The 17431-nt window shown below is 44.5% G+C and carries 15 protein-coding genes; 2 read left to right on the forward strand and 13 right to left on the reverse strand.

Going from position 1 to position 17431, the window contains the following annotated elements; genetic code table 11:
- Positions 1-120 precede the first annotated feature (120 nt).
- The 13 genes from M1P97_RS14565 to M1P97_RS14625 form a co-directional block, all read right to left on the reverse strand.
- Positions 121-1569 carry a DUF3868 domain-containing protein gene (locus M1P97_RS14565; protein WP_249389464.1) on the reverse strand — a complete coding sequence of 483 codons (1449 nt, stop codon included), beginning with the start codon at positions 1567-1569 and terminating at the stop codon, positions 121-123.
- Between the two features lie 16 nt (positions 1570-1585).
- On the reverse strand, positions 1586-2152 hold the full coding sequence (locus tag M1P97_RS14570; RefSeq protein ID WP_195372493.1) for a DUF3575 domain-containing protein: 567 nt from the start codon (positions 2150-2152) through the stop codon (positions 1586-1588).
- A gap of 218 nt (positions 2153-2370) precedes the next feature.
- A complete protein-coding gene (locus tag M1P97_RS14575; protein ID WP_195372494.1) occupies positions 2371-2979 on the reverse strand; it encodes a response regulator transcription factor in 609 nt (202 codons plus the stop codon).
- A 6-nt stretch (positions 2980-2985) separates the two neighbouring features.
- Positions 2986-3678, reverse strand: a complete 693-nt coding sequence (locus M1P97_RS14580) for a hemerythrin domain-containing protein (RefSeq protein WP_249389465.1) — start codon at positions 3676-3678, stop codon at positions 2986-2988.
- A gap of 151 nt (positions 3679-3829) precedes the next feature.
- Entirely contained in the window at positions 3830-4975 is a 1146-nt protein-coding gene (locus tag M1P97_RS14585) for a Rid family hydrolase (RefSeq protein WP_195372496.1), read from the reverse strand.
- Between the two features lie 108 nt (positions 4976-5083).
- Entirely contained in the window at positions 5084-5698 is a 615-nt protein-coding gene (locus M1P97_RS14590; protein ID WP_075558978.1) for a response regulator transcription factor, read from the reverse strand.
- Positions 5699-5708: 10 nt separating this feature from the next.
- Positions 5709-6401 (reverse strand): hemerythrin domain-containing protein, encoded by a 693-nt coding sequence (locus tag M1P97_RS14595; RefSeq protein WP_249389466.1) that lies wholly within the window; start codon positions 6399-6401, stop codon positions 5709-5711.
- A 25-nt stretch (positions 6402-6426) separates the two neighbouring features.
- Positions 6427-7578, reverse strand: a complete 1152-nt coding sequence (locus M1P97_RS14600; RefSeq protein WP_249389467.1) for a Rid family hydrolase — start codon at positions 7576-7578, stop codon at positions 6427-6429.
- 12 nt (positions 7579-7590) lie between these two features.
- Complete coding sequence (locus tag M1P97_RS14605; protein ID WP_249389468.1) at positions 7591-8301, reverse strand: hypothetical protein; 711 nt, start codon at positions 8299-8301, stop codon at positions 7591-7593.
- Positions 8302-8312: 11 nt separating this feature from the next.
- Positions 8313-9557 (reverse strand): porin, encoded by a 1245-nt coding sequence (locus M1P97_RS14610; protein WP_249389469.1) that lies wholly within the window; start codon positions 9555-9557, stop codon positions 8313-8315.
- Between the two features lie 39 nt (positions 9558-9596).
- Positions 9597-11009, reverse strand: coding sequence for a di-heme oxidoredictase family protein (locus M1P97_RS14615; RefSeq protein WP_249389470.1), 1413 nt, complete (start codon positions 11007-11009; stop codon positions 9597-9599).
- A gap of 115 nt (positions 11010-11124) precedes the next feature.
- A complete protein-coding gene (locus tag M1P97_RS14620) occupies positions 11125-12285 on the reverse strand; it encodes an imelysin family protein (protein ID WP_249389471.1) in 1161 nt (386 codons plus the stop codon).
- Between the two features lie 27 nt (positions 12286-12312).
- The gene (locus tag M1P97_RS14625; protein ID WP_249389472.1) at positions 12313-13638 is read right to left on the reverse strand and encodes an outer membrane beta-barrel protein; all 1326 of its coding nucleotides are present in this window, start codon (positions 13636-13638) and stop codon (positions 12313-12315) included.
- Between the two features lie 866 nt (positions 13639-14504).
- Here M1P97_RS14625 and M1P97_RS14630 point away from each other — a divergent pair.
- Together M1P97_RS14630 and M1P97_RS14635 are read left to right on the forward strand one after the other, a co-directional pair.
- The gene (locus M1P97_RS14630; protein WP_195370708.1) at positions 14505-14741 is read left to right on the forward strand and encodes a DUF4248 domain-containing protein; all 237 of its coding nucleotides are present in this window, start codon (positions 14505-14507) and stop codon (positions 14739-14741) included.
- A 25-nt stretch (positions 14742-14766) separates the two neighbouring features.
- On the forward strand, positions 14767-17124 hold the full coding sequence (locus M1P97_RS14635; protein ID WP_249389473.1) for a DUF3987 domain-containing protein: 2358 nt from the start codon (positions 14767-14769) through the stop codon (positions 17122-17124).
- Positions 17125-17431: the final 307 nt, after the last annotated feature.

The raw sequence follows: 17431 nt of genomic DNA on the forward strand, positions 1-17431 counted from the left end.
GCGTAATGCTTATCGGGGTTTTATTATTATTCAGGATCTTGGCCTGTCTTAGTAGTGTTACCGTATGTAGCATGCTAGTGCTACTAAGCGTGACTTACCTATCCTGTCGGCAAGCAGTGATTATTGCTCATCCAACCATTTGCTCAATCCTTCCTTATTCTGTACTGCGGCTTTGACACCAGCATTGGCAGCCTTGCTGAAATACTCGAGTGCTTTCTGGTACTCTTTCTTCTTGGCGTAGGCAACACCGAGGTTGTTCCATGCTTCCGGTGTATTGATCTTTTGCAGACGTTCGATACCGGCTTCGGTAGCTCCACGTTCTATTTCCAGGGCGGCTGTGTTCTGCTGTGCGACCGGATCAGTCGGGTAGAGGCGTACGGCAATGTCGAATACTTCCTTGAATGCTTCACTATCTTTCGGATAAGTGTTGGCTACCACGAACATTTCGTTCAGGCTCAGGTATTGCGGTTTCGTCTTGATCACCTGTTTCGCTTCGTTCACGTCGAACGGACGGGCAATGTAGGCCAATGTATAGTCAATACGGCGCAGGGCAGGATAATAATCATCCAGCAACATACGGTAAGTACGTCCTCCGTTCAGGGCTTTGAGTTGTGCTTTACGTTTGTTGATGTCGGATATTTCCAGTACTTTTAGGATTGCGTCGCGGTCGGACAGGTTAGAAGCTTTCACTGCGTTGCGCAGGCCGATCCAGTCTTCACCTTCCCAGTTCACCTTCATCAGTGAGGCCGGCATATCTTCTTTATCTTTCATATAGGCAGCGAATGCCTTGGCACGGCTTTCCGACAGTTTCATGTTATAGTCGTAGCCACCTTCCGGTGATGCGTATCCGGTGATATTGAACTCTGTAAATTTCAGGTTCTTGTCGTTACGAACTTCATTCACGATCTTGTTTACGCTTTTCAGTTCGGCGGCATTATTCTTGAAGTCGTGCAACAGGACAGATTTGCCCACTTCAAAGTTCAGGTAAGCCGAGTGCGTTTCACTACGTTGTTTTACCGGTTCTGCCGGAGGAGTCACATAGCTCAGTTCATAAGTCGGTGCAACTACCGGAGGCAATATGCGTGACGACAGCGGAGTGATATTGCTGGCTACATCACACGAAGCACATCCGGTGGTATTTGCCTGCATCACCAGCGAGGCATTACGCATCCAACTTTCGTACGGTACGGTCAGAGTCATCGGGATAGATTCCGGCTGATTTTTCTTATGACGGAAGATCACGGTCGGTGTCTGTTCGAATGGCTCGGCACCGAAACCCATCTCGCGGTCGAGTGCTTTCATACGTTTCTTTCCGGTAATGACGAACGGATCGAACTTTACCGTGTGTGCTTTGTCTGCCGATTGAAGTACCGGAGTGACGATCACCATGTTCTGTGATTTAAGCTCCATGTTGGTGAGATTAGCGGTGGTCGACAATACAACCTGGCTGCCCTGTTTGTTTACTTGCAGGTCGCTGTAAGTTATACCGTCGGGGCTAACAGTCTGTGCCTGCATGCTCCCATAGGCGGAGCATAATAAAACGGTTGCTATATAGAATAACTTCTTCATTTTGCTTGTTTGATTATTAGTGGATAAAATAGATAAAAGAGATAGACGCTTTCGTCACACCCCAGTAGTTGTGGTTGCCGGTGCGTAGTTTCGGCATGTCTTTGCCCTTGGCGTACTCGTCGTAGTGCATACGGGCATAACCGGCACCGATCTCGCCTTCGATACTCCAGCGTTTGCTCAGTACCCATTGATGACCGATACTGATACCTCCACCGTACAGGTAACCGTCGTAGCGATGGTCGCGCAGTTTCTTGAACATATCGAACGGCAGTTTGAACCCTGACACATCGTATTGTCCGCCCAGGGCGTGAACGCCGATAAATGTTCCGTTAAACTTTTCGCAGGTCCAGAAACGTACGCCTGCATGTGCCAGCCAATGTTTGAACTGTTTGTCGTTGTTGAACTCGAATGGATTGTAACCCGCAGAAAGGTCCATCGTGACCTTCTTTCCTAATCCCACTTCCAGACCCAGGTTGGGAGTGGCGGTAGCATCGTAAACGATATTGTTCTTTAATGCGACATGCTGTGCACTGGCATATAAAGAAAGAAATAACGTTGCTCCTATTAAAAAGAATTTCTTCATGTGATATTCATTATTAGTGATACTCTTTGTTCTTAACAGCGAGGTTTCGGATATTGTTTGCTGTGTTTTAAAAAAAGGGTGAAATGTTAGGGTTAATTATTAGAAAGATGAGGCTTTTTGTATTTGTTATGTTAATAGTAAAGGAGACAACAAGGGATACGTTTAAATAACGTAGTTAGTTTGGAGCCCGATTGTAGAGAACTGCAACACTGTCGGCTCTATGCTTTATTGATATCGCTGAGTTCCACCAGCTTATTCACAATCGCATAAACGGTCAAGGCGCTGGCACTGTGTACCTGCAACTTACGGGCGATATTTCTTCTGTGTGTGATGACCGTGTGGGTGGAGAGGAACAGGCGGTCGGCAATTTCACGGTTGGTCATGCCTTTTACCACGCATACCACTATCTCTTTTTCGCGGGCACTCAATGTCTGTTGTTCGTCGCCATCGCCGTCTTCCTCCGATTTGGCATGGAGCCGTTCCAGTTTAAGCCCGATCTCGTCGGGGCTGTCGAGGATATTGATATGATCGTCGTAATAACGGATCAGGGAATGGTCGATAGGGGCATAGAGCATAGCTACACATTTCATATTCGGGCAACCTGTCATTTCTTTCAGATGTGGAATAGTGAAATACCCGGGAATAGAAGGATTGATGATGAGGATATCCGGCCTGTGTGTCCGAAGATCCTCGGTAAGCGACTCGATAGTCGTTATTTCAGAAAACTGGACACGCAAGCCGCCGGGCAGGCGTTTCAGTATTGTTTCCAGTCCGTTACGGACGATAGCGGAAGGTTCAGCAATAACGATTTTCAGTGTGGTGCTCATAGGGCATCAATTAATTGTTTTTTCTAATGCTAAAATAGCGGGCATAAAGAGATAATCTTCCACATGGTTGTGTGAAGCCAGGTCCTGCTCGGTGGCGAAGATGTCGAACAGGACGCTGTTCAACAGGTTGCTTCCGGGACCGGGGTAATATTTTATCAGGATATTCTTCAGTTCCACGATCTTCATTTCTATCTGGTCGTGGCGTTTGCGGAAGATCGATATATTGTATTTCGGGTCTTTTTTTCCGGCCAGCAAGCCACGGACATACGGGAAGACCACTTTCTCTTCGTACGACATGTGCTTGTGTACCTCTTCGGCATATTCGTCGAAGAACTGCTGGATAACGAAGGCTACATCTTTCGGGCATTCGGTGATGGCTTCCAATAGCTTCCTGCGCAGATGCGGCAGGCGGAAGTTAAGGAAGTAGTCGTGTGCATTATGCAAGTATGTGATCAGCGCATCGATAGACAGGCATTTATTGAGGTCGGTGACAGGAGTGGTTACGTCTTCCGTCAGGAAGTTTACCACTGTCAGGAAGGTGCAGGCGTCTACTCCATTCTGACGGCATACCTCACCGATATTCTTTTCTCCGAATCCCAGGGCAATCCCAAAACGGCTCATAACGAGGACCATCGGATAGTTCTCGCATATCAAATCGCTCATTTTATCGGTTTCCCGGTATTTTCCGTTTTTGTACATAGGCTGTTTCTTTCTTGTTTTGGTGTTATTGATTATTCAATAGTTCAAAGGTAATGCTTTTTCTGTGAACAGATGGAGTTGTTATTAATCTTTCACGTTTGTTGGGGCTAACCATTCGTCAAAGAATCTCCGTCTTTTCAATAATAATCGATTACAACGGAGCATATTCAGGCTCATCTACGGCAACGACGGCGATACATTCGATTTCGACCAGCCAGCCCGGACGGCATACCGGAGCCCGAACGATCAGGTAAGGCATAGTCGGATGGTTTGTTTCCATGTATCGCTTCACGCGGGCAAAGTCTCCCGTGTCGCGGATGTAAACGATGGCCTGCATGATGTCATTCTGGTCGGCACCCGCTTCGTTTAACAGGGCGGTGATGTTTTCTACCATACGTTCCGATTGCTTGATGACATCTCCCGGATAGACGATTTCGCCGTATCTGTCGATACTGGCCGTTCCCGAAACGAATACATGACGTCGGTCGCCATACGTGATAGCTACCCCTCTTTCAAACGTCACCCCGTATTCGTAGGTGCGACTCAAATGGTTGGGGGCATAAAGATACTGGATCTGTTCCTGGCCGATACCCGATACGGCATACGTATCCATTGTTACGTACACGCTTGTATCCTGATAACGTCCCTCTATGCCCGTACTGGCGATGAAGTGGGTGTTTTCCGTTAAGTTTTGCGTTGCAAAGACTTCCTTGCGGGCTTTCACGACTCCCGGGTAGTTGACATCTACATTCTGTACGAATATCCAGGTGCGGATACAGTTGTTTGCCAGCGTGCACTTGGCTTCTGTCAGTTGCATGATATAATCGCGGAAGATAAGCCGTGTCTGATATTCGGAGTTGGCAGCACGGTTACAAAGATTGGCTCCGAAAAGCTGGCGGTAACTTCCGTGACGGGCTTCAAACAGATTGCTTGGGAGCACCTGCGTCTGTACACCTGTCTGGAGCCATGCCCAAAGGGCTATTTTAGTCCCGTTCATGGGGGCCTGTTGTACGATGGATAATGCACAATACGGATTGGAACGTTCTTTTTCCATCAGTAAAGCGGTCTGGTTGGTCACGTCACTCAGGAAATAACGGCGGAACACGGCAGTCGGGTTTCCCGGAAGCTCTTCCACACATTGTGTATAGGCTTTGAGCAAATCCTGCAACTGGGTGGAGTAATCATCCATACAATCCATTTGTTCGAGGATGATATGATATTCGGTGATCCCTTTTTTTGTCTCAAAGGGGGTGATCTGTACTGCCGTTTTGTTGTATTGTCTTGTTATTGGATCCATGGTAACCTGATATATATATTTTTGTTTCCCAAAGATACAGTATATAGGATTGAAGCCAAATTCTGGAGTGTGAAAAGAAGACAAAAGCTGTGAGAAAATAATATTTTATCAGACTTTCTTTATATCGTTCAGTTCGACCAGTTTATTCACAATGGCATACACCGTCAGGCCGCTGGCACTGTGCACCTGCAGTTTCCGGGCAATATTCCGGCGGTGGGTAATCACGGTGTGGGTAGAAAGATACAAGCGATCGGCGATTTCCCGGTTCGTCATGCCTTTGACAACACAGACAACGATTTCTTTTTCCCTCGAACTGAGTGTCTGCTGTTCTTCCTCCTCTTCTTGCGGCTCAGTAGATGCTTCTTCCGCATTCAGCCGTTCCAGCTTATGTTTCAGTTCGTCGGGACTGTCATAAATATTGATCAGGTCGTCATAAGGGCGGAGCATGGCTTGATCGGTTGCCATGCAGGCAATAGCCAGGCATTTCATTTCGGAGCAGCCACACTCTTCTTTTAGATGCTGTATCCCGAAATAGCCGGGAAGTGAAGGGTTAATGATCAGTACTTCCGGTCGGTGCATGCGGAGGCTTTCCACCAGGCATTCAGCCGTAGCTATTTCCGTCAGCTGGATATGCAATCCGGGCAACCGTTTCAGGATGGTGATCAATCCGCAACGGATAATGGAGGAAGGTTCTGCAACAGCTATTTTAAAGTTAGTGCTCATAAAGCAACGGTCATTTGATTGTTTTTTCAATTGCTAGTACAGCGGGAACGAAGAGGTAATCTTCTACCCGGTTATGAGAGGCCAAATCTTGTTCGGTGGCAAAGATGTCGAACAGGACACTGTTCAGCAGGTAATTGTCGGGTCCGGGATAGTATTTGAGCAGGATATTTTTGAGCTCCACGATCTTCATCTCTATCTGGTCGTGTCGTTTGCGGAAGATACTGATATTGTATTTGGTATCTTTCACCCCTTCCAACAGGTTACGGACGTAAGGGAAGACGATCTTTTCTTCATACGACATGTGTTTATGGACTTCGTAAACATAATCGTCGAAGAATTTAGTGATAGCGAAAGCGATATCACCTGGGCAGCCGGTAATTGCTTCCGTCAGTTTGCGGCGGATATGAGGCAGCCGGAAATTCAGGAAATAATCGTGCGCATTATGCAGATAGGTGATCAGCGACCCGAGAGAAAGGCAGTTGTTGATCTCGTTGATCGTGCCTGAAATCTCTTCCGAGAGAAAATTGACAACGGTAAGGAACGTGCAGCAATCCACCTCGTTCAACCGGCATACATCCTTGATGTTTTTCTCCCCGAATCCCAGGTCGATACCGAAGCGGCTCATTACGAGAACCATGGGATAGTTCTCGCAAATCAAGTCGCTCATCTTGTCTGTCTCTTTGTATTTTCCTTGTTTATACATAGTTGTTGTATTTATGGTGTTTCATTTATAAACAGGGGTATTGCGGAAGGTCTGCCGGAATAACGGCGATACATTCCGTTTCAATCAACCATCCCGGACGACATACCGGTGCCAGTACGATCAGGTGCGGCATATCCGGGTAATGGGTGCGGATATAGCGGTTCACTTCCTCGTAATCTGCCGGATCGCGGAGATAGACGATAGCCTGCATGATATCGGCAACGGAAGCTCCGGCCTCCTGCAACAGGACGCTGATGTTTTCCATCATCCGTCCGGTCTGCTCCAGAATATTACCGGGATGAACAATCTCTCCCAAGTTATCGATGCTGGCAGTGCCCGATAAGAATATATGTTTGCGGTCGCCATAAGACACTGCTGTGCCCCGTTCGAAAGTAACTCCGTACTCATACGTCGGGTTCAGGTGAGTCGGGGCATAGAGGAACTGTATCTGTTCCGGTTGCAGGCCGTCGACCGTATAGGCATCCATTTGTACCAATACGCTCGGATCGGCATGGCGTCCTTCGATACCGGTACTGGATATATAATGTGTCTTCTCCGTCAGATTCTGAGTGATGAATACCTCCTTACGCGCTTTTACAACGCCGGCATAATTTACATCTACGTTCTGTACGAAGAACCAGGTACGGATGCAGTCGGCTGCCAGCGTACAATGTTGTTCCGTCAGTTGCATCACGTAATCATTCAGTAGTAGACGCGTCTGGTATTCCGAGGTTGCCGCCTTGTTGTGTGCACCGCCGGTCCACAGGTGGCGATACCCGTTGTGAGCGGCTTCAAACATACCCGATGGAAGTGTTTCTGTTGTCATATCGGTTTGCAGCCATGCCCATAGTGCAATCTTGGTTCCGTTAAGCGGAGCCTGCTGCACCACGGACAGTGCACAGTACGGGTTTTCACATTCCCGTTCCATCAGAGCTTCGGCCTGGTTAGCAGCATCGCTCAGGAAATAACGGCGGAAAACAGCGACAGTCTTCTTTAAGTCCTGTTTGGTCAGCATATCGTAGGCTTTCTGTAGCCTGTCGAGTTGTTCGCCGAAAGGAAGGGAAGTGGTTGCAACGGAGAGTATAACGTGATATTCCGTAACCCCTCCTTTCCCTTCAAAAGTGCAAATTTGAGCGTGTATAAAATCTTGTTCGTATGTTTTTGTTTTAAATATCATTGTATGTTTTATTTACTCGTTTTGTGCTCCTTCTGATATCCAGGTTTCCATTAATGTGATGAATTCCGGAGTAGAAGCAAAAATGTCAGAATGATTGTAGTTCAAAATATCTTTCTGAAGAATGTCAATGATGAAGCTGGCATTAGGCTCATTGGGTTTCACTATCACTTTTCCCTCTGAAGATAGGTCTGCCTGGATATTGATGATGGCATTGTAACTTTTCTCTTCGGTAAGATATAGTTCTGCTGCTGCATGTGTACTACCTCCATGGCAAGCAACGCAGTTATCATTAAATATTTGTTTTTGTATCCGGTCAAATGAAGCCAAGTCAATTTCTTTTATTGGAAGATCGATTTTTTCGCTGAATTCGTCAATCGAATAAGTATAGAAATTGTAAAGTACTTGTCGTGTCGTCCCTTTAGTTACAAGTGAGATTGCAATCGTTTTTTCATTACCTGTTAGTCCTAGTTTGACATTAGCGGTATTATTGGCTGCTGTCGGTTCAGGAATGACTGTTGTTGAGACTGGTATTGTTTTGTCATCCCCGAAAGCTGCCAAAACGATCAAATCCTTTTGAGGCCATGCTTCTTTCCCTTTAAGAGTGACAGTCAAATAGGCGAACATATTATGGGTTGTCACTTCTTCTGGATAGATTTTCCCATCGTCACAACTAGATAACAGTAATGTGAACAATAATAGGATTGAAACAATTATATTTTTCATATACTTAGTCATCAGAATGTATATTGCAACATAGCGGTAGCACTATGACGAGCAAGTCCTAAACCATCATTATCCCGATCTTTCTGAGTCGCATGTCCGGTACGTCCCAGATATTGATACATCACTTGTAGTTTTAGATTTGAATTGAAGAAATAATAATTGATACCTGCAGCCGGCATATTCAATAATCCCCCTTCATCAATGCCATTGCGGTCATATAGATCATATCGTAAAGCTCCCTGTAATTTGTCAGTGATGAAATAACCTACTTGTGCATAAGCCCCCCAAAAGTTGTAAGCATTTGATATTTTTTGGCGTTTAGTGAATTTCATGTTCATCCAATATCCTTCAGCTCCAAAATAAAAACGATCTTTAATCCATGCAAATTCCAGTCCGACACGTAAATCGTTACTACTTTCATCTTGTGCTTCTACATTATAGGAAGTTGATAAAGCAATCGACATCTTATCATCATGTAAATTGCTGGGATCTCCCTGTGAGGTTGGCATAAGACCTTTTGGCATGTAAGCGATACGTCCGGAATATAACAGGGACATCAACCAGCGGTTATCATCACTGGTTGTTTTGGTTGCTGTATTTACATCTCCACCGGTGCCATTGAAAATACCTATCTGATAGTTCCATTTGTTATTTACCAAACCATGAACCTGTACTCCTGTGTCGAAACCTGTAGCGAAAGTCGGATTAACGGCATTTAAAGAGTGAGGTAATATGATTGTACTGCTTAAAGAGGTAGGTAAGTTTGGAAATAGAGTTTCCCCAAGAGTAGTTAGGTAGCCATGACTGAATGGGGTTTTGAATTTACCGACGCGGATACGAAACGATTCTTTTATAGCGACGTCGAACCAAGCCTGTTGTAGTAAGGCCCCTCCGCTTTTAGCTGCATTTATGGATAAGTTGAAAGTAACTTTACCAAACGCTTTTCCTGTGAAACCTAAAATAGCATTCGGAATTTCAAAGCCTGAATTAGCAACATTATCTGCATACATATTCTCTAGTCCCTGGTCATCATAATAATTGAATCTGCCGGAAGCTTGTACCAGAGCATAAGGCTTAAATAGGAAATCACCGGCCTTGGTTGTGAACGAGAAACCTTTTTTACCGGCAAGGGATACAACATCGTTTTCTACATATTTATCGTCTATTTCTATCCTCTGTTCTGTTTGAGCAATGGTGAGGAACGGTATTGCCAGAAATAATCCGGCGATTATCTGAGTTTTTATATATTGTTTCATTTTTATTGGTTTATCTATTTTGATAGATTGAATTTCTGTTTATAATGATTTGAGAAAAGTAAGCAGGGCTTCTCTGTCGTCTTTAGTCATGCGGGAGAATAGAATACGTGATGCCGCTCCTTCTCCATCATGCCACATAATGGCTTCCGTCAGGTTACGGGCTCGTCCGTCATGCAAAAAATAAGTATGACCATTAACCAGTTCCTGTAAACCGATTCCCCATAAAGGAGTTGTTCTCCATTCACACCCCATGGCCAATCCACTTTGATAGTCGTCATCCAGTCCAGGACCCATGTCGTGGAGTAAAAAGTCTGAATAAGGGTGGATTACCTGGCTTCCTAACCAAGGTAGTTGTGTATTATTTAGTAGAACTGTTCCTCGGGGACGTGTATGTAAGGTGACGGTATGACATAAATGACATTTAGCTTCGTAGAACATTTCCTCGCCTCGTTTTATAGTTTCATTTGCTACATTACGGCGTGCCGGAACTCCTAAACATTGCATATACAGGTCCACATTTTCCATATCCAACGTGGAAATCTGAATACCATAATTGGCAAATCCCATCATTTGCGTTTGTCCCTCGCAAACTTCTTCCGGGTAACGGTCGTTGGTAACTCCCATGTCGGAAGAGAAACCCAGTTCGACTGTCAGGTCGGCATGCTGGGCTTTATTACCGGATACTCCAATCTGTTTTTTACCTCGTTCGGTAATCCAGTTTAACCGACCGCTTATTCCATATTCCGGATAGTTGCTTTGAGCAGCTAGCTTTTGGAGCTCATCCAAATCGAGTGCCATCATTTGTCCCATTCCTACGTGTCGAAGCGGAATACGTACTGTAATACGAAGATCATTAGGTGCGATGCTGTCGGCATACCAATTTGTGATCTCATAATGGGGAGTGATAAGGCTATATTTTTCACCATCAGGGAATTTGTATTCCTTTTCCGTATAGGTCGCTTTTAATTTCCCTTCTGGTTTAGATCCGTAAATAGCCTGATCGTGCAACACTCGTCCGTATTCAGGAAAAAAGCCACCACCTTTTCGAGTAATGTAAATCAAAACAGAAGAGAAACCATAATTGCCTGAACCTCCATCTGTGAATAAGGTTGGTTTTGTTCGGCCAGCTCCTTTATGGCAACTGGCACAGGAATATCCGGCATATACCGGGCCTAGTCCACCTAATCCTCCGTTTTCATCTACGCCTCGGGATGTATCATACAAACTATTCCCACGGTTAAAGCGACTGTTTAGTTCTCCGGTTACCCATTCCGCTGACATATCATATGCATCTGGACCTGTAGAGAAAATAGTGGAATATCCAGCTGATAACTCTTCCGGTTTGGCAACAGTGCCATTTGGTTTTTTTATCAGCGTATCATCCAACCCATCTTCGCATGCTGTACATAAAATACCGGCCAATAATACTATAGGAAGAATAACTTGTTTCATAAAACGATATTGTTTATTGTGGTAAAGACTAAGTCCCGCTTTGTCCGCTTGTCATTAGAAGCGGTCAGAGCAGAACTTAGTTTCAGATTTTTATGTAAAGAACTATCTATTGATATTAATTGGCTCCTAGCTTAGTACGTACTTCTTTCAAAACCTCTACAACTTCAGCACAAGCATCCTGTGCAACTGTAACTTGTGGGTATTTTGTTACATCCAGATGGTTACGGAAAGGAGCAGGGATATTTTCGATAGCTGCAATAGCTGCATTGATTTTTTCCTGAACTTTAGTATCTAATGATGTATCCAACTTTTTTACTAATGCGGATAGACTTGAAGCATTTACTTTTCCATCTAGACTCCCTAAATAGCAGTTCTTGACTCCTTTAATATTATTGGAATAATCAGTAATCGAGTTCCAGCTATACCATGATTCTACAGATAACAAACCTTTTTCGGGATCTTCTTTATAGTTCGTTATAGGGTCTCCTATTTTTGCTTCTCCTACTTCATTAGCAATATTAGCCATGCCTCCTTCTTCTGAAAGAATGGTTGCCAATACAGTTTCTGCAGAAGTCATACCATTTGTTCCATCATGTTTCTTTAATGCTTCTCCATAAGGGGTGGAATATGTATCGTCATCTTCTAAACCTTTAGCCCAGGCATTATAAAGTGTTTCTGTATCTTTAAGAATGTCGTTAACAACGATCTGAAGATATTTCTTTAAATTGGTATTAGTAAGGTCGATCTCATCTTGAATTTTTGATAAATCACGAGGTTGACCATCAAAGAAAAGCATATATTCAGCAGTATGAAAACCTCTTAATTCCATATTATCATCATCATATCCTTCTAGCTCAGAAAAGTCTCCGGATTTGATTATTGTATTAATACCTTCTTTATCCAAAGGCCAAGAGTCCATAGATGGATCTAAATTCAAATTAGTGGCAGGGCCACCTAAGTGCGCTTCGCTAAACTCCCATGGTTCGCGTGCATCTCTCCAAGCCTGACAAGCAACATTTAAATCATTTTGATTACCACTAGCAACAAATGCATCTACTTTATTTTTGAAGATGGTTACTTTATCTAGCATATTCTTGTAAGTTGGAAGGACAATGCCATCTACATATGTGGCAATGGCTGCATCCATTTCTTCTTCGGTAAGTTCACTACCGTTATTGGGACCATCAGTATTTTCGTCTTCGCTACAAGATGTTCCACAAAATAAAACGGCTAATCCCATCATAGCCATTACTAAAACATTTTTCTTTTTCATCATTGCGTAATATTTAATTATTTATACTTTTTATTTGCTTAAGAACCAAGCGATATAGGCAATTCCAACAGAGACCATATTTTCACTGTTATAATCTCCTCCACCAATTTGTCGGTTTGTGTAATCTGCTTTTACAACCAAGTTCGGTAACGCGTTGTAATTGATACCGGCTGTCCAGGCTGAAACTTGTAGCCGTCTGTCGGCTGTTATTCCTTTTACTGTCTTTTCCATTGGGTTGTAATATTCATAACGAATAAAAGGGTAGATACGCGGAGATTTTTCATTAAACAAAGAACCGACATTGTACCCAACTTCACCTGCATAGCTGACAGCAGCTTTCGCTACTGGTGTGCGTGGGTAGCCGGTGGCTGAACCCAGACGTTTGTTTACATTTGTAAGAGCTAAACTTTCTTGTACATTCCCATAAACAATATTTGCGCGTGCAATCAGTTTATTGCCGGGACTTTTATATTGTGCATCAGCTGTAAAGATTGTGACTGGAGCATCAATCCATTTACCGGTAGATGAATTTAAATTTTTGTTGGGTTTTGATGCGTTGCGGGTCGGCTTTCCATTGTAATAACCGGAAACTCCCAAGCGAAGTCCTTTTACGCCACTATAATTTAATCGCCCAGCAAAAGCCGGGCTATTGAAATTGTCAACTTCAAAAGCACCTTGTTTTCCGGATGCAATCCATTGTTGCTTGCCGAAACCATTGGCGTCCAAACCGGCTACCATCATAACAGTATAATCAAATTTAGCAAACTGCCCGAAGAATGAAATACCGTTCTCGTGCCAAGTTGAAGGTAATATTGTTGTCTCTCCTTCAGGACGATACACACCGAAAAAGTTGATTGGTTCGTGATTTGAATTGGTTAATCCCACGGGAACAATAATGTGGCCTGCTCGTATATTAAAAGCCGGATGGATTAGTTTTGTAATATGAAATTGCTCAAGGGCTACTTCACCGCCTTTTTCTATTTCAGTTTCATATTCTCCATTTTCTTCAAACCACTCTATTTCACGTGCGGTACCTGTACCTCCGTATTCAAATTCTATTTCGGCTCCAAGTATCCAGGATGAACTAAATTTGTAATCGAATGCAAGTACAAATCTGGGGATAGAAATTGAACCTCTGTCTTTTTTATAAGAACCGTTTGGCCCAAAACGGTTTTGATCATAATCCATATAGCTTGCAGCCATTTCTCCATAACCACCAAAGCGGATTTTATCATAACCGCTGGCATAAATCTCTGCTGATTTTTCTGCCGCTGTCGGCTCTTCATTGCTCTCTGCAAAGGCTGTTGCACAAGATCCAAGTAGAGTGATAGCCAACAAATTTGTTAATTTTCTCATTGCCTTTTGTAATTTTTGGCAAAATTAGGGCGGTTAAAAAGTATGCGCAATCGCGTATAGTAGGTATAAATTGCCCGATGTTACCTATTTGTAGGTATTGCATGGTGTTTTGCTGGAAAAATGCTGTAAAATCCCCATTAATGGTTAGAGATAAGTAAGTTTTACATATATATAGGTATTGCGGGTACTTTTATATGACTTTACTTTTGCATCATCAATTAAGTTTTACTATTAGTATAATCGTCCTGGCCGAAACCGAAATTGTTGATTTTTATGTACACCTATTATTTATAAGGTAAATACCCAAATGAAAGGGATTTTTTATTGGTTGTTCCTTTCATATAAAAGAGGAGTCATTCTGTGAAGAATGGCTCTTTTTTTGGCTTAAAAGAGGAATATAACCCGTAATAGGTAGCCGATGCCTCTTTTTTTACTCAGTAATAGGTATTGTGTACTCTTGCGGGCAGCCCTATCTTTGCAATGTAAAAAGAAAGTAACACTATTAGTATAATCGCTATATCAAAACCTTTTTGCTAATTATGTAAGCATATAAGATGATTAAACGTATGTCGGAATGTTTTTATTGGTTGTTTCCGGCATAAAAAAGGAGCTATCCTGTGAAGGATGGTTCCTTTTTTATTTTGCATCGGCGCATGCGAAGAAGAGAACAATGGTTAATGTAACTATCTGTTGTATAGAACTGAATTTTATCGATATTCTGTATTTTGAATATTAAACTGTTTTGAGTGAATATATAAAATATTCATAATGTGTTATTTTGTAGATAAATATCCCCTCCGAATCTAACAATGTATTAATATAATACGTATATTGTGCTATCTTAATATATTAAATAATAGAATTGTATGGAAGACAAAAAAACGGAACTGTCTCCCTGGAGGAGAGCGTATGGGGTAACGGAATTCGCCCAGTTGTATTTTCCCGGCCGGACACCGGTGATTGCCTATAAACGTATGTGGGAATGGATACGCACTTCGCGCGGACTGAAGGCCAAATTGGAAGCCGCCGGGTGGGTGAAGTTCCAGAAACTCTACACGCCGAAGCAAGTCGGCGTATTGATCGAACATTTGGGAGAACCCTGATAGTATTAAACTTAATTGATTCAGCATGAGAAATCCAGTTAATCAAACCGTCGAATGTACCCTGTTCAGAACAGCATTCGACACCACCTCTTACACGGCGGTTACCCTCGGTGGCTATTTAGCCGATGTGGTAAACGGTAAGTATAAACAACAAGTAGAAAACGTTCGCGCCCTGGTCACCTCCGGCCATCAGGAAGAAGCGGGTATCTGTAAGAAGAACCTTCCCCTGCTCGTGGCAGGCGGGCGGATGGCAGGCGGCCGCAAACGTGAGCACCTGGTAGACTACTCCGGCTGCGTGGTGGGCGACCTCGACCATGTGTCCGGATCACCCTCGGAACTGCTTGGCCGCGCCAAAGAACTACCCTATGTAAAAGCAGGCCATATCAGCCCATCGGGTACCGGTCTCAAGCTCTTCGTGCTGGTAGACAGCGATATGGAACACCACGCCCAGGCCTTTGCAGTGGTGAGCCGCCTGCTCGAAACCGACCTGCCGGGCGTGAAGGTAGACCCTTCGGGCAAAGACCCCAACCGCGGTTGTTTTGTAAGCTACGACCCGTCAGCCTTTTATAAGGAAGAAGCCGAAGCGGTGTGCATCCCCATTGGCCCCGACAAGGCTGATGTCTTCTCTGAGGCGGAACCCCGTTCGCTGTCCAACTACATCGACAAGTTTGAAACCGGCAATCCTTTTGCTGACGGTGGCCGCCATAGCTACATGGTTAAGCTGGCCTCGGCTCTCAACAGTGCCGGCTTCGGCGAAAGCGAAGTAGTGGCCGAATGTCTCTACCGCTACACCGCTCCGGGTTTCGGTGAAAAAGAAATCCTTACTACCGTGTCCGACATTTACCGCCGTTACCGATCTGCCCACGGCAGTAATTCCTGCCGTCAGTTACCGGGTATGGCGACGAAAAAAAGTATCAAAAATCTCAAAAGTATCACCCCCGTTTCCGAAGATGCACTTTCGGATGAAGGTTTCTCTATGGAGCCTGATTATGAACCCGTAGAGAGTGATTTTCCTCACTTCGAAAAACCCCTTTTGGCCACTCTTCCGAGTCTTCTCGCGGACGCTTTGAAGCCGGCCGCCGACGATACGGAACACGACCTGATATTGCTCGCCGCACTCACCATGATTAGTACCGCGCTCCCGAATGTGAGAGGCTCGATGCAGAACGAAATCTATTATCCCCCGTTCTACACTGTCGTGACCGGCCCCTCGGGCAGTGGCAAGGGCTGTGTCAGCCGGGTGTTTAAAATGATAGAACCCTGGCAGCGTTCTGTCTACGATGATTCGTTCCGCAAGGTGGAGGAATATAATGTGCAAAAGGAAGCCTACGAGGGCTACAAACAACAGCAACGCCAGTCGCGAACTAAAAAGCCGGCCGGTATTCCTCCTGAATGTCCCCGCCCGGTGTACCAAAAGCAGCTTCACATGGGTGGCTACACGACTACCGCGCGTATGATCGCGCAGTTGGAAATAAACGCCCCTTATGCTTCCTTCTTGTTTGAAACCGAACTCGAGTCGGTGAACAACACCATGGCACAGGATTTTGGCGGCTACGGATACATTCTCAACCAGGCATTCCACGGCGAACGGGTGAGCTGTGCCTCGAAAACCAATGGTACCAACATCGTTGAGCGTCCGAAACTGGGTATGTTTCTAACCGGTACTCCCGGCATGTTCACCAAGCTCGTACCCTCTACCGAAAACGGCCTCTTCAGCCGTCTCCTGATCTACCATATTGTCGGAGGAGGCACCTATCGCTGCCTGACCTCCGCAGACGATGATCCGAAGAATGCTTCTTATTTCAGCGAACTGGGCGAAAGATTGCGTCTGATGGCCGTCTTCCTCGAACAATCGGAGACGTTTGTAAGTTTCACCGACCGTCAGCGTAAGAAGCTCGACCGCTATTTCTCACGCGAATATTATAATGTACGCGTGTTCGGTAATGACGACGTTACCTCGGTCGTGTTGCGTCACCGCCTGATTATCTTCCGTATTGCCATGGTATTAACCGCCTTACGCAAAGCGGAGGAAGAAGTCAAGTTAAAACATTGCAGCATAACCGATGCCGACTTCGATGTGGCTTTCCATATCGGTACTGTTTGCCTGCGTCATTCGATGCTGGTAAGCACCACCTTGAAGCATAGCGATACTGAGCAGCATTTTAAGATGCACACAGCCCAGCGCGACCTGTTTGCCGCCATGCCGGATAAGTTTAAAACAGCAACGCTGGTGGAAGAGGCGGTTGTCCGCGGGATCAGCCGTTCGAGTGCGTTCCGTATGCTGAAAAAGGCGCAGATGTATGATTTATTGATCTCATTAGGTGCGGGTTACTATGATAAAACGGACTCGGGGAAAAATGTCACTATTTCGAAAAAGGGGTAGAGACTTTTGAAACTATTGAGACTTTTTATCGTATTCTTCCTCCTTGCCGATCCCCTTGTAAATGGGTAGGCACCGGACAAATAACGGGTAGTTACCCGTAGAAAATGAGTAGGCATCGGAGGTGAAACGGATAGTTATCCATCCAAAAACCGACTTTATTTAACATTTGTTGGATATAAGGCTATAAACTATGAATAGCAAGGCGAGAGATCGAAAAAAGACTGACTAAAAAAATCGATCGTTTTTTCTCGTCACAAAGGTACTGCATCATTTTGAAATACCAATCATTTCTTCCAATTTTTTTTCC

The organism is Parabacteroides leei, assembly GCF_023369805.1.
Lineage (GTDB): Bacteria > Bacteroidota > Bacteroidia > Bacteroidales > Tannerellaceae > Parabacteroides > Parabacteroides leei.